This window comes from Cupriavidus sp. C2SS-8b (genome assembly GCF_057073745.1).
Genome location: NZ_CP172718.1, coordinates 281,541 through 295,128 on the forward strand (window position 1 = coordinate 281,541; position 13,588 = coordinate 295,128).

At 57.9% G+C, this 13,588-nt stretch carries 9 protein-coding genes; 3 read left to right on the forward strand and 6 right to left on the reverse strand.

Features of this window, described 5'->3' with window-relative positions; genetic code table 11:
- Nucleotides 1–296 precede the first annotated feature (296 nt).
- Both ACIGJB_RS30945 and ACIGJB_RS30950 read right to left on the reverse strand, forming a co-directional pair.
- The gene (locus tag ACIGJB_RS30945; RefSeq protein WP_124684262.1) at nucleotides 297–1,304 is read right to left on the reverse strand and encodes an ATP-binding protein; all 1,008 of its coding nucleotides are present in this window, start codon (nucleotides 1,302–1,304) and stop codon (nucleotides 297–299) included.
- Nucleotides 1,305–1,328: 24 nt separating this feature from the next.
- On the reverse strand, nucleotides 1,329–3,350 hold the full coding sequence (locus tag ACIGJB_RS30950; protein ID WP_124684261.1) for a hypothetical protein: 2,022 nt from the start codon (nucleotides 3,348–3,350) through the stop codon (nucleotides 1,329–1,331).
- A 1,480-nt stretch (nucleotides 3,351–4,830) separates the two neighbouring features.
- On the opposite strand from ACIGJB_RS30950, the gene ACIGJB_RS30955 reads away from it, so the two are divergent.
- From ACIGJB_RS30955 to ACIGJB_RS30965, 3 genes are all read left to right on the forward strand, one after another.
- Nucleotides 4,831–5,490 carry a carbonic anhydrase gene (locus ACIGJB_RS30955; protein ID WP_483735132.1) on the forward strand — a complete coding sequence of 220 codons (660 nt, stop codon included), beginning with the start codon at nucleotides 4,831–4,833 and terminating at the stop codon, nucleotides 5,488–5,490.
- 251 nt (nucleotides 5,491–5,741) lie between these two features.
- Nucleotides 5,742–6,236 (forward strand): zinc-finger-containing protein, encoded by a 495-nt coding sequence (locus ACIGJB_RS30960; protein ID WP_483735133.1) that lies wholly within the window; start codon nucleotides 5,742–5,744, stop codon nucleotides 6,234–6,236.
- A complete protein-coding gene (locus ACIGJB_RS30965) occupies nucleotides 6,236–7,201 on the forward strand; it encodes an SOS response-associated peptidase family protein (RefSeq protein ID WP_483735134.1) in 966 nt (321 codons plus the stop codon). The genes ACIGJB_RS30960 and ACIGJB_RS30965 overlap by 1 nt, the downstream gene beginning before the upstream one ends.
- A 231-nt stretch (nucleotides 7,202–7,432) precedes the next feature.
- Here the strand turns inward: ACIGJB_RS30965 and ACIGJB_RS30970 are convergent, their stop codons facing one another.
- The 4 genes from ACIGJB_RS30970 to imuA form a co-directional block, all read right to left on the reverse strand.
- Entirely contained in the window at nucleotides 7,433–7,984 is a 552-nt protein-coding gene (locus ACIGJB_RS30970; RefSeq protein WP_483735135.1) for a hypothetical protein, read from the reverse strand.
- 297 nt (nucleotides 7,985–8,281) lie between these two features.
- Nucleotides 8,282–11,437 carry an error-prone DNA polymerase gene (locus ACIGJB_RS30975; RefSeq protein WP_483735136.1) on the reverse strand — a complete coding sequence of 1,052 codons (3,156 nt, stop codon included), beginning with the start codon at nucleotides 11,435–11,437 and terminating at the stop codon, nucleotides 8,282–8,284.
- Between the two features lie 5 nt (nucleotides 11,438–11,442).
- The gene (locus tag ACIGJB_RS30980) at nucleotides 11,443–12,909 is read right to left on the reverse strand and encodes a Y-family DNA polymerase (RefSeq protein WP_483735137.1); all 1,467 of its coding nucleotides are present in this window, start codon (nucleotides 12,907–12,909) and stop codon (nucleotides 11,443–11,445) included.
- Complete coding sequence (gene imuA, locus ACIGJB_RS30985; RefSeq protein WP_483735138.1) at nucleotides 12,833–13,540, reverse strand: translesion DNA synthesis-associated protein ImuA; 708 nt, start codon at nucleotides 13,538–13,540, stop codon at nucleotides 12,833–12,835. Before imuA ends, ACIGJB_RS30980 begins: the two co-directional genes overlap by 77 nt.
- Between the last annotated feature and the right edge of the window lie 48 nt (nucleotides 13,541–13,588).

Below are 13,588 nucleotides of genomic sequence, written 5' to 3' on the forward strand. Positions count from 1 at the left end.
TCTAAGGCGACTAGTAAAAATGGCGCCCAACAAATTTGAAACCTCCCCAGCCACCAGCGAACGCTCCTCTGGAAACCTAGTACTATTGAAGTTAACTCGCTCTATGACATGGCGGATTCGTTTCAGCTTGCCGAAAAAAGTCTGCGTGCGCGTGGGAAAATTCGGAGCATCGAGTAACCTCATTGCGGCTTGCATGCCAACTGCATTCAGCCAACACAACCGATGAAAATACCCGAATGAAGACTCATTTGGTATCGAATCTAATCCACCACCGCACCAGTGAGCGTCTTTCATGCCTAAGCTTGAGAGCAGTCTGGTCTATCCGTGGCATCCGGTTTTTCATCCCAGGCCGATTTAGCTGCAAACTTAGCGGCACTCTGCCAATCTTCCTTTGGAAACTCGAAGTTTGGGCAATCTTTATCCATACCCTTAAACGCTAAAAACCCAAGAGCATCGAAAATACGCCTCGAAAGCAATTTTCCATTTTGACTTGGTTCTGATATTTTATCGTCTCTTATAAGATGTACCTCCTTCATTGCCTGCCAAAATAAACTGGCTTGATTAGCTAGGCGAAAGCCAGAGGCATATCCGAGTGGAAAACAAAATTCTGTCCATGTTGGTCCAAAATCCGTCGGCCATCTTTTCACGTCGATCACCTCAAGCAGATCTTGCAGCTCTTCCAATCCATATCCGCTGAGTCTCAGCCGATGCCTAAAATACCGATCCAGGCAGCCTATTTGCTGCTCACTGGATAAGGTTCTGAATAATTCACGAATTTTTGGAGACTCGCCACAACAAATCACGACGAAATCAATCCTCACCTCTTCTAATTCATTATGCAGATCTTTGATAAAACCGAAATCTATAGGACGAAGGGCCTGCGCTTCGTCAACCAGCATCACAATTAGCTTCCAATTAGTCTCCAGTGCAGAAGCCACAATGTCATTAATCAATCTCCGACTTAATTCGTATGAATTTCCATCAAGAGCAGCATGATTAACCGTATAAAGCAAATCCCTCACAAATCCACCATGAGAAAATATTTCCCTATTTAAGCCTCTATAAGAGAGTACGTGAATTTCGCTGAGATCTCTTGGTAACCGCTCACGAAGGACATTCATCATGATGGTTTTTCCCTCGCCAGCGATCTCTTCTATGAAAAAACTTTGCCTGAGAAACAATAAAGTTCTGGCGTTGTCATAAAAATTCGATATCGGGAGTGTCCATAATGGTGATTCCGCTCTGCTCTTCTTGGATATAATCGGGTGCTGCAGCATTAATGCTCGAAGATGACCCTCATCCATTTCTTTCTCCACGATCGCACGCAATCATTTCTTATTCCCCGAATCCAGCTTGAATATTCCGCGCGGATTTATATTTGGAAGCAGATCGTTATCACTCCCAACATTATTATTGTGGTTATCTTCTTCGGCCGGCTTTAGGGATGCTGATTTCGAACCAGTAAAGCTATCCCGAGCTACTTTCGCTATCGCAAGCGCAGTTTTTTTTCCGATATTTTCGCCGCTATTTTCGCTCGTTACAAACTCATAATCTACTTTTCCGGATCTAGCATAAATATCGGGGCTCCGGCCTCGGGGCCGTCCCTTTGCTTTTGCGCCTACCAGTTCTCTGACCCGCAATGCACATCGCCAGTTTTCCCATTTTTCCTCACCGTATAGCTTGCCCAAATTCTCGCCAGTTTCCGCGTCACTTGCCCATGCCTCTCTCGCATCGAGACGATTGATGTAGACAAACACTTTTCTTCCTATCATAGAAAAATCAGAAGCGATACGAGGATTTGTATATCGGCAGTATGCCGTATTAATGTACGGCCTACGCGTATGGACGCCCCATTCTCCCCTAACCTCCACCTTTCGTCGGTGCATAAGGAGTCGATCATTTGAATTGATAGATCTTGGTAGAGGCTGTGGAACCCATAGAAGCTCATGCTTATCTACGAATCTTTGCAGAACATTAATTACAGTTGCACCATTAAGTCGATCACCGGTTGAGATAGTATTATGTTCACGGACAACGGCATTCAACATATCGACCACAAAATCAAGGTCGATTCCGTCATTTAAACCGAGCTGTTCGACATCGGGGGGCCGGCGAACATCGTCGGGGCCCGACGCGTATGTGGCCTTCAGGCGATGCTCTCCGCGTTCTTTTGAAACCCCAATGATCCTTTCGACTAACGACCTTCCCCACCAGGCACGTGGGGGGCCGAACTCAATGGCACAACCAAATACATCAATAACGTTATTTACAAAATCATTTGCAATATTGCACCAACCGTTATCCACCCTAAGCAAACTGAATGCTTGCCCTGCCAACTGCGGTATCAACGAGCATATCAAGGTGGGGCCGCGTGCAACAAAATCCATATTGGTGCTACGTACCTCAATGCGAACGTCACCAGAATTCCGTGCGTCTAACACGACAGGCACACTGCTCAACATCGTCTGCAACGCACAATCGGCGCTCGGGTTAACTTCCAGAGAGATATGTGCGCCCAAAATTGCGCTTGTTTTTACCTCGACCAGCAACCCTAGATACCAACGAGATATAGGTATCAAATGCCCTGTACCGTTGGGATCAATCACCCTAACATGAGTGGGAATATCAATAACTGTGTAATCAAGCTCTACGACTGCAAACGGGAGAAGTGGCGATATGAGAGCATTAGGACCCATACCATGTCCTAGATTGTTAGTCGCCTCAGCACCCATTCTGGCTTTTACCGCACGCTCTGATCTTTCATTCTTCAAAGAATGAAGGAAGCGCAAAAGGGATCGTCTACCCTTGTCTTCCGTCAGGAAGGGCCATTCATTCTCTCCAACCCCTTTTGTCCGTAATTCAGAAAGAAACTCGCCATGTATTTCAATATAAGGCTGCGGCCCTAACTGCGGCGAACGGCTATTTTTTGACTTCTTTTGTTTATCCGGCTGCAGAAAGAATTTTTGTATTAAATCTTTCTTGACATCAGGAAACTTTTCGAATAACTGCGCCAGCGCGCCAGCGTAACCACTAGAGCGTTGATCGGCCAATGGATGCTTCGCAATAATGGGTTTCGTTCTGAAGTAAGGCTTAATGCGAAAACTCGGAAGCAACGCATAAAATCCTACAATACACCCCTCCCCTGCTGATGCCACGCATCGTCGGAGCAAGCGCCTCACTTCGTTTGGCGAGAATTTTGTCTGTTCTTGAATCTCACCGTAGGGAATATCGGCAGCATATAACTCAACGGCAAGCTTTCGATTCAGAAACGTTCGACGAGTCGCATCGTCAAGAACGGTGATATCGGGATGGGGCCAGTCGACAAGCTCACCGTGATATTGTTGAATCAACGATCTCCGCGCGCCCCCGCCCATTATTCAACCCGTTCTAGAAGGGAACGTCGGTGAAATGCGCTAGTACGAAGTTCGGTTTTAAGTTTCCCGTTTGCCAAGTAGCGCGCCACACTAGCAAGTAAGTGTGCGGGATCACAATCTTCTAGTGCGAGAACCTCCTGGAGCGTGAAGCTACTTCTGGCGCTAATTAATCCTGGGAGGGCCCTGGGATTCGGGTCTATAGCTCCTCTAACGCGTGTTCGATAGGAACATAGCAACATCCAATTATGGGGCAGCCATTGCGCCATTCGGATTTCGCCTTCGGTCTTGGTTATCCTATTCTTGTGTCGCGTGGGTTCCCCGTTCCTAGAGTGATTGAAGTGCCAACACTCCGTCTTGCCAGACTGATATAAAACATCAACTGTTTGTTTGTATTTTTTTTCAGATTTTTCTTTTGGTGGCCTGGATGGAAGATACGACAGTATTTCAGGATTTCCTTCGGCTAGCAATAAATGCGAAAATGCAACCACGCCGAAAATGCCAAAGCGACGATCATTTTTTGGGGAATCAAAAAAATAGACCGACGCGTGGCCGCGATTTGGATTTCTAACAAATTCAGCCGGGCTCAATCTGTGCTGGTCTGCGGCGTGATACATGATGAGTCACAACGGCGAGTCTTGGAGAATATATGGTAGAAAATTTTGTGAGTAGATAACGGTATCAGTAACCCTATGAAACTGGTTGCATAGTGCGCATAATTTTAATATTTTTTATTATCAGAAAATCGCAAAATTCGCATTTAAACCCAAGGACTTTCCCCAAAAAAATACTTTCGGTTGCGGGGACAATGTGTGGAGTGGAGCGGAATGAACTCCATGAACTGCAGGCGATTACTAGGAGCTCTGAGACAAGAGCGCAGAACCAAGGCTTTCGCCGTTTGCCTGCAAGCTCAAGGGAGGTAGGGGCGGGTAGGCGGCGCTCACACGCCAGCGGAGACATAGGCAGCATGACAACGGCTGCGGTCGCTCCCGAAAAAGACACACAATTACATCTTCGGCGTAGAACCGATAGAATATTTCATCCCCAAAAAAGACGAAAATATGTGTTGAATGCAGCGACAAAGTCTACGTAAGTAGATAATTCTTATCAGATTTTACCCCATCACTTTTCTCGTCGTCTGACTTTTTTGGATGTTTGGCGGTTGTCACGTAGCAACTCATGCCAGTAACCGGGGCGAGCGCCGCCTGGCGCGAGGGTGTGGCGGCCCGGCGCAACGCGGGCCGGTATTCGTGGCCAGGCAGACCGGCACGCGGGAGCGCGGGTCGGATACCGTTTGGCCCGAGTGAGGACGATCCCTTTCGGCACCGGCCCGAAATCGCCCCACTCGCTGTGGGCCGAGGTTCGGCCAACGCCCGAGATCGGCAATAATGGCGGCCACACCGGCATGGCGGCGTCTCGGGCAGTCGTGCCAGCCTCCATTTGAACCAGGGAGGACGCCATGCGCGACATCATCGACGGCTTCCTGCGCTTTCAGCGCGAAGTCTTTCCGCAGCGCGTTGAGCTCTTCAAGCAGCTCGCGACGGCGCAAAACCCAAAGGCACTGTTCGTGACCTGCTCGGACAGCCGCGTTGTGCCCAAGCTGCTCACACAGCGTGAGCCGGGCGAACTGTTCGTCATCCGCAACGCAGGCAACATCGTGCCATCGTACGGTCCAGAACCCGGCGGCGTGTCGGCCACCGTCGAATATGCGATGGCAGTGCTGGGTGTGCACGACATCGTCATCTGCGGCCACTCCGACTGTGGCGCGATGGGCGCCATCTCACGCTGCACCTGTCTCGACCATCTGCCGGCCGTGGCCAACTGGCTGCGTCATTCCGACGCTGCAAAGGCGATCAACGCGGCGCATCAGTTCGATACGCCGCGTGCCAAGCTCGACGGACTCGTACGTGAAAACGTGATCGCGCAGCTGGCGAACCTACGCACCCATCCGTCTGTGGCACTCGCGCTCGAACAGGGCCGCCTGAATCTGCACGGCTGGGTCTATGACATCGAGACGGGCAATATCGATGCGCTTGACGGCGCGACACGACATTTTGTGCCCCTGGCCGAGGCGCCGACGACCGTTGCGGTGAGTTCACGCAACCGCGGGCACGTATGAGGCGGACACGTGTCGATGATTGGGTTCTACTCTAAACCTTTAAGTCTTTACGAAGGTATTAGCGGCGCGCCCGGCGCTGTACCGCACGCTGCCCTGCCCAGTCCGCAAAGATGGCCGCCAACTCTGGCGCGCTGTGCCACTCGTCCGCAATTTCCCTTTTCAATCAGACTTGCAGTTCGAAGTCGGCCGTATGAATCCGAGTGTGAATCTCGGTAATATTGGTACCAGCCCTTCTTCATCAAACGGCAGCAATGCGCGTTGGACGCCCCATACCTGCACCAGTACAGCACGTCTGCGAATACTGCGGCAACGTTGCCCGGTTCGCCCAGACGGGCGACTCCGCATATCCCTACCTTGAGGATCACGGTCCCGTTTGGATCTGTGTGCCATGCCAGGCCTGGATCGGCGCGCGTCCTCGCAGCCGTCAGAACATACCGCTCGGTCGACTTGCGAATGCAGAACTGCGCGACGCGAAGAAGCGCTTGCATGACGCGCTAGAGCCCTTGGTGGCCGCAAAGATGCGCCGTGATGGCGTGAACCCATTCGAGGCGCGCGGCAAGGCAATCAAGTGGCTGGCGAGCAAGCTTAATTTCAATTTGTCGACACCAAGTATTCATGCATTGAGCCATGAACAGTGCGTACAAGCGATCCGTTACGTAGCCGACTTTCAGGCGGCACGCCAGCGATCCAGCGATCAGACGCCGTCAACGAGTCCCAAGAAGGATCCTTCGTCAGGAGAAGACTGATGTGCTATTCCGCCCAAATCCAGGCCAGCTATCGCAGGTACGTGCGAGAGTTCGGTGCGCACATCAGCCTCGAGCGCTTTGTGGATCTTTTCTGGGAAAAGCGACGCGATGGGGGCTGGTCGAAGCTGCCCAAGGCCATGCGCGCCGCATTCGAGGCCCCGACCAACGAGGGTGAGCGTGTCATTGCGGACCTGATCGCCACGGCCGAACGTGAGCAGGCCGGACTCTTTGAGGCAGAGCTGTTCCAGCAGAAGACGCGTCTGACGGCTGCCAAGCGCACGCTGGCCACCAAGCCAACGAAGAAGGCGGAGAACGACCACCGCATCGCCACGGACAAGATCGCAAGGGCGCAGCGCAACCTGGCGGATCTACAGCGCACCGAATTACTGCCTCGCGATTCGCGGATATTTCCGGGTTACTACGCGCCCGTGCTCGTCGTTGAGGATGGCCTGCTCACCGTCATTCCGATGCGCTATCAGTGCCGCCTGCCTGGTTGGACTGCGGCGATGGAACGACAGAAGCCGGGGACTTACAATGCGCGCCGCGACAACCTCAAGAAGGCCTGGCGCCAGCTCTATGGCTACAAGCACGGCGTCGTGATCGTCAATGCCTTCTACGAAAACGTAGCTCGGCATCGGATGGAGCATCGCGAGCTAGCGCCGGGCGAGGTCGAGGAGAACGTGGTATTGGAATTCCGCCCGGAGCCGCAGCAGGACATGCTGGTGGCCTGCCTGTGGTCCTTTACAAAGGGGGAGGAGGGCGAAGCTGACCTCTACTCGTTCGCCGCAATCACCGACGAGCCACCGTTCGAAGTGAGCGCTGCCGGTCACGACCGTTGCATAGTGCCGATCCGCCGCGAGAACGTCGACGCGTGGTTGCACCCAGATCCCAAGAACCTGCCGGCACTCGATGCCATTCTGGAAGACCGCAACAGGCCCTATTACGAGCATCGCCTGGCGGCCTGACTACGTGGATTCGGGAACTGTAGGAAAATGCCGCCTACGCTACCGGGGAGCGTCAGCCGATGCTGTTCCCATGGCGCACGACTCGCTTGCCCGATACCGCGAAAAACGTGACCGGGATCCAACCCAAATGAAGGCGTCGATCTCGCGCGCATAGGTAACGCTGGGCCAATTACCTTGAGAAGCGACTACGGTTAATCGCTACGGTAGTCAGCCAGCTCGGATACCGCACCGCTAGATACGCCTTCGATCAATCAGAATGGCCAGAAACAGCGCAGTTCCATCAACTGCAGTCCAAGCGTGGTTGGTACCGCGCTGGATGACCACATTGCCTGGCACGAGCTCCGTCTCTGCATTTTCGAGGATCAGTTTTGCTCGTCCCTTGAGTAGACAGATGATGTCCAAAGTGTCCGTCTCGTGCATGCCGGGATGGCGGCTTTGGTCAATCATGTGGTGATCCGCGCCAATCCGGGCAAAACCTGCTCGTGCCAGCGACCGTAGCGTTTCAGCGGGAACGCCGCCTGGCATCGGCTCAATAGCGAACCAGCGCACCTTGATCTGCTCGTCGTCTGGCGCAAGAATCGCTGACACCGGCCCCTTGTCTTCCACCAGCCCCGGACTAAGCGTATCGCCAAGCCCCTCAGCCCAGATCTCCATTAAGCCGCCAAGCCCTGCCTCTACCGAAGCGCCTGACGGTGGGCCGTCGACGATGATCACCGATTTGCCGTCACTATCATCGCCGGTTACAACCCGACGCAACATTTCTTCCAGTCCTGGGTAGCTCATATTTAAGTCTTATGCAGTATCTCGTTCGTGGATTATGTCGACTTAAGGCACCGACAAGGAGGTCAATGCCAGAGTCGTTAAGCATACCAAGCTGTGTCAGGCTACCGCGATCTCGTTAATCCAGCCGCCTGCGCCGGGGGACGCGCGCGCTTATGCCTGTTCACATGCCGCATGAGTCCCTTGCCAGACACCGCGATAAACGTGATCTTTGGAATCACGAAAGGGGCCTTTCGCGCGCACGCGCACCCATGGCGCGCAGATGAAGCCGCTCCTCGGAAAAAATCCGCCGAGTCGGTGTTAGCAGAAATTGCGGCTGGCGGTGTCAAGGCGGCCAAGCAGCGCAGAGAGATCCACGACGCGCTGCGCAATCAGATGGCGGACTTCGCCTTCGCATTGCCACTGTCCGTAGATGCCGGCCATCCTCGCGCCGAGGACTTCTTTCCGAAAGCGTTCGAAGACGCCAGGCCACACGATCACGTTCACAACGCCGGTCTCGTCTTCCAACGTCATGAAGATGACGCCATTCGAGGTGCTCGGGCGCTGCCGTACCGTCACAATGCCGGCCGCTCGGGCGGTCTGCCGTGGCTGGTATTGCGCCAGTTCCGACGCTGGCACGAAGCGCCGCTCGGTCAGCATTGGGCGCAGCAAAGCGAGTGGGTGGCGACGCAGCGTCAGGCCCATCGCCCTGTAGTCCCCGACGATCTCCTCGCCCTCCGTCGCCGGCGCCAACTCCGCCGGCTCTTCGACGAGTTCAGCGGCCCGAAGTATGTCCTTGTCGGGTACCGCCGCGGCGGCCAGCCAAAGGGCCTGTCGGCGGCCGCCCGTCATCGATGCCAGGGCATTGCCTGCGGCGAGGGCTTGCAGGTCGCTCCGATCGAGCCCGGCACGCCGAGCCAGCTCCGCCGTGCTGGCGAACGGCCGAATCGCACGGGCCTCCTCGATCCGGTGTGCGGCCTCACGCCGCATCCCGCGCAGCAGGGACAGGCCGAGTCGCACTGCAGCCCGCATGCCGTCTCCCGGCGGATGTTCGAGAGCGGAGTCCCAGCCACTCACCGACACATCAGCAGGCAGGACGATGACGCCGTGGCGCTTCGCATCCTGCACCAACTGCGAGGGCGTGTAGAAGCCCATGGGCTGGCTGTTCAGCATCGCGCAAAGGAAGGCCTCGGGCTCATGGCATTTCAGCCAGGCGCTGGCGTAGACGAGCAGGGCGAAACTGGCCGCGTGGCTCTCGGGGAATCCGTATTCGCCGAACCCCTGGATCTGGCGGAAGATGCTTTCGGCGAACTCGCGGTCGTAGCCGCGCTCGAGCATGCCCGAGACGATCCGATCGTAGTACTTGTCGATACCTCCCTTGCGCTTCCACGCGGCCATGGCGCGCCGCAACTGGTCGGCTTCACCGGCCGAGAACCCGGCGGCCAGCATGGCCACCTGCATCACCTGCTCCTGGAAGATCGGCACACCCAGCGTGCGCGACAACGCCTTTTCCATCTCGGCGCTGGGGTAGGTGACTGGCTCGAAGCCCTGCCGTCGGCGCAGGTAAGGGTGCACCATGCCGCCCTGCACGGGTCCGGGGCGGACGATAGCGACCTCAATGACCAGATCGTAGAACGTGCGAGGCTTCAGGCGTGGCAGCATCGACATCTGGGCGCGCGATTCGATCTGGAAGACGCCCACCGTATCGGCCTGGCAGATCATGTCGTAGGTCGCCGCGTCTTCCGCCGGAATGTCCTGCAGCTCGAAGGCCTCGCCGCGCTGATCGGCAACGAGGTCCAGCGCGCGTCGCACGGCGGACAGCATGCCGAGCGCCAGCACGTCCACCTTGAGCAAACCCAAGGCGTCCAGATCATCCTTGTCCCACTGGATCACGCTGCGGTCCACCATCGCGGCATTCTCAATGGGCACGAGTCGTGACAACTTGTCGCGCGCGAGCACGAAGCCGCCAGTGTGCTGGGACAGATGGCGCGGAAAGCCGAGTAATGAGACGGCCATATTCGCCCATCGTTGGGACAGCTCGGCTTCGGCGTCGACGCCGCTCTCCGCGAAGCGCTTGAGCAAGTCCGCCTTGCCATCGAACCAGTGATGCGACTTGGCGACGAGGTCCACAATGGCCGGATCCACGCCCAGCGCTTTGCCGCTATCGCGCAAGGCGCTGCGCGGGCGGTAAGTCGTCACCGCAGCTGCGAGCGCTGCCCGATCTCGCCCATATTTGCGGTACAGGTACTGGATGACCTCTTCGCGTCGCTGGTGCTCGAAGTCGACGTCAATGTCCGGGGGCTCGCCGCGCTCCTTGGAAATGAAGCGCTCGAATAGGAGATTGCCGCGCGCGGGGTCGACCTCTGTAATGCCCAGGCAGTAGCAGACCGCGGAATTGGCCGCCGAGCCACGGCCCTGGCACAGGATACCGTTGGAGCGTGCGAAGCGGACAATGTCATGGACAGTCAGGAAGTACCGCTCATAGTCCATGTCCCGGACGAGCGCGAGTTCATGCTCGAGCTGCTGTTGCACGGCCAGAGGGATGCCGGCGGGGAAGCGGCGGTGGGCTCCGGTGTAAGTCTCTGCGCGCAGATAGTCCGCTGGGGTGGTGCCGTCCGGAACCACTTCGTCGGGGTATTCATACCGCAACTCGTCCAGCGAGAACTGGCAGAGGTTGGCGATGTGGATGGACTCGGTGAGATAGCGGTGCGGGTAGATGTTCGCCAGGCGCAGACGCGAACGCAAATGCTGCTCGGCATTGGGTGCCAGGTCGTAGCCGCACTCTGGGACAGGCCGGCCCACGCGGATCGCCGTCAGCACGTCGTGCATTGGCTTGCGCGAGCGCACGTGCATGGTGACGCAGCCGGTGGCCACGAGGCGCAGATGGTGGCGCGCCGCGGCTGCCTCGACCGTCCCGCGGTGGATGTCTTCCATCGGGCGGTACAGAAGGTTCAGGCCCATCCAGGCCCGACCGGCGAAGGTGGTGCTCACCCATGCCGCTTGCATGTCGAGCTTGTCGGCCGGCACGCCGTAGTCCGGCGTGAAGACAATCAGGCAGTCGGGCAACCCCTTGAGGTGCTGGTAGGGCGCCTCCGGTGCCGCGAGGTCGCGTGGGGTCAAGACATACGAGCCTTTGGCGGCGCGCATGCGGGCCAGCGTAATGAGCTCGCATAGGTTGCCATAGCCGTCCCGGTTTCTGACCAGGGCCAAAAAGGACAGGGCGGGGGAGCCATCGGCATTCTGCAAGCGGAACGAAGCCCCCACGACCAAACGCATGCCTGCCTTCTTCGCCTCGCTGTGGGCGCGCACGATCCCCGCCAGCGAGCATTCGTCCGTGATCGCGAGCGCGTGGTAGCCCAACTGTGCCGCGCGCTCGGCCAGCTCGTCAGGACGGGATGCACCCGTGAGAAACGAGAAATTGGACACACAATGCAGTTCGGCATACTCGGGCAGGCCTGCTGCGAGGATCTCACTCATGGTGGCTACCCGAAGAGGCCGTGCAGGTACCACCGCGATTCGTCCCCTTCGCGGCTACCCATACGTTCCTGGAAGATCCAGTAGCAGGTGTGGTCCTTGCCTTCCGCCACGAAGTAGTCGCGCGTGACCAGTTGCCCACCCCACCAGCCGGCTTCGATGCGTTCTGGCGGCGAGACGATGTGTAGTGGCGAACCGTAGAACGGCCGGTGATCTCGCTCGATAAGCGGAACCGGCTTGCCCAGGAGCCAGGTCGGCCGCGGTAGGGCTGGGGGCAGGGAGATGCGCGCTGGCCTCTCCGTAGCCGGCTGCCAGTCGTTGGCCACCTCGGGTCGGTAATCTGCCCGCATGCAGGGCTGACGAACCTTGTCAGCGCCGAGGCGAGCGCTGAGCAGCTCGAGCAACCGGGCGTGATCGGCAGGCGTCCCACCGGGTTCCGGGAAGAGAGAATCCGTAGGCGGCGCCACGGGCTCCGTGTCGATCGCAGACACGGCCACGGCGATCATCGGCGCTTCAACGGCAACGAGGGCGAGCCGCTCCTTGAGGATGCGAACCAGATGTTCCTCATGCCAGTTGGGCTCCGCGAGCGCGATCTCGATGGTCGTCGGCGCGATTGCCGCGCGGCCGCGCTCATGGCGCAATTCCACTCGGAACCGCTTGATGGCAAGATGCCGGGCCGTTAGCCAGCCGACCATCTGCACCAGCAGGCCGCGGACATACGCCAGTGTCTGTTCGGCATTCTCGATGCGGTCAGGCAGGTCCACCGCCGCATCGAATGCTGGCGGCGCCTCGGCCCACTCGAAGATTTCCGGCACTTCCCCGTAGGCGCGATCCAGTGCATCCAGGAAGTCGGCGCCACAGCGACGCTGCAGACCGGCGCGAGGCAGGCGGCGCAGATCCTCCAACGTGCGGCAACCAAGGCCATCGAACCAGTCGGCAAACTTGCGCGCCGCGGGTAGGGTAAGAATCGGCAGGCTGGCCAGTTGGCGCTGCAGCGACGCCATGGTCAAAGCGGTGCCACCGCCGGCACGCGCGAGCAACCACGCTCCTTGCGCCGTCGGCGCACTGCCGACCATCGCGCTGAAGCCCATCGCCTGGACCGTCTCCAAGGTCGTTCGGCGGAGCTTGCGCGGGCCACCGAAGAGTCGCAGCGTGGTGCTGACGTCGATCAGGATCGCGGCTTCTTCTGCTGCGGCCACATTCGGCGAGAACTGCAGCGTCGCCATGGTGATTCGTGCAAGCGCATCGCCTTCCCGGCCGGAATCGCGGTCGAACAGGATGGTGGCCGGCGCGATGGTTTGCACACCACCGCGGCGCATGCCCAGCTTTACGCCTGCGGCCAGTGCCAGGGGCGTAGCAAGATGGACCCGTTCCTTGTCGAGGACCGCAACGGCCAGCTCAGTGGTGGACCAGGTCGGCCGGAAGACTTCGAGGGGGAGCGACGGCAGGCGTAGGCAGATCCACAGGCGCAGCATGGCGGTACAACAGAATGGGGGACGGTTCCAGCGCGACGAGCAGAGGGGTCTCTTGCTGCGGCCCGCGACGCTTCACAAAGTTGACGGTCACGCCGCCGGCGGCCGGCTCGAGGGCCAGGCGCAACGGTGACGGCGAGGCATCCCGCGCGCACGCCGCGGGGCGTACGACAAAGAAGAGCGTGTCCGACGTCTGCGCCGCCAGGTGTAGGCGTCGCAGGGCGTCGTTTCGAAGGTGGGATTGCCAGAGGATCAAAACACCGCAAGTGCCGGCCCGCAAGGTTTGCTCGGCCGCCCATAAGACGTCGGCAGTCCGTTGCACCTCAATCCACAGCAGTCGCTCCGGCGGAATTCCCCAATTTGCCAACGACAGGGCTTGTGGCGCGTGGGGGGGAGCCAGGAGCGCGATCGGGCGCGCAGAGCGGGCAACGAGCGCAGGGCGGAGCAGCCGCAATTCACCAATGCCGGGCTGCTGCTGCAACAGCTCCGTCTGGCTGCCGACCGGCCAGCCGCTGCCCGGCAACTCCTTATCCAGCGCGGTATAGCCGGTCGAGACGGTGCGCGCGTTGCCGCGGGCAAGCTGAGCAGCGAGCCAAAGTGACGGATGGATGGTTTCGGGGGCAACGGTGAGCATGGCAGATCCTGTCACCAGGGTACTGTATATTTATACAGTTGTCACCTG

Coding starts and splice junctions, on each gene's coding strand:
- ACIGJB_RS30945 (WP_124684262.1), bottom strand. CDS start 1,304: ATGGATGAGGGTCATCTTCGAGCATTAATGCTGCAGCACCCGATTATA.
- ACIGJB_RS30955 (WP_483735132.1), top strand. CDS start 4,831: ATGCGCGACATCATCGACGGCTTCCTGCGCTTTCAGCGCGAAGTCTTT.
- ACIGJB_RS30960 (WP_483735133.1), top strand. CDS start 5,742: ATGCGCGTTGGACGCCCCATACCTGCACCAGTACAGCACGTCTGCGAA.
- ACIGJB_RS30965 (WP_483735134.1), top strand. CDS start 6,236: ATGTGCTATTCCGCCCAAATCCAGGCCAGCTATCGCAGGTACGTGCGA.
- ACIGJB_RS30970 (WP_483735135.1), bottom strand. CDS start 7,984: ATGAGCTACCCAGGACTGGAAGAAATGTTGCGTCGGGTTGTAACCGGC.
- ACIGJB_RS30975 (WP_483735136.1), bottom strand. CDS start 11,437: ATGAGTGAGATCCTCGCAGCAGGCCTGCCCGAGTATGCCGAACTGCAT.
- ACIGJB_RS30980 (WP_483735137.1), bottom strand. CDS start 12,909: ATGCTGCGCCTGTGGATCTGCCTACGCCTGCCGTCGCTCCCCCTCGAA.
- imuA (WP_483735138.1), bottom strand. CDS start 13,540: ATGCTCACCGTTGCCCCCGAAACCATCCATCCGTCACTTTGGCTCGCT.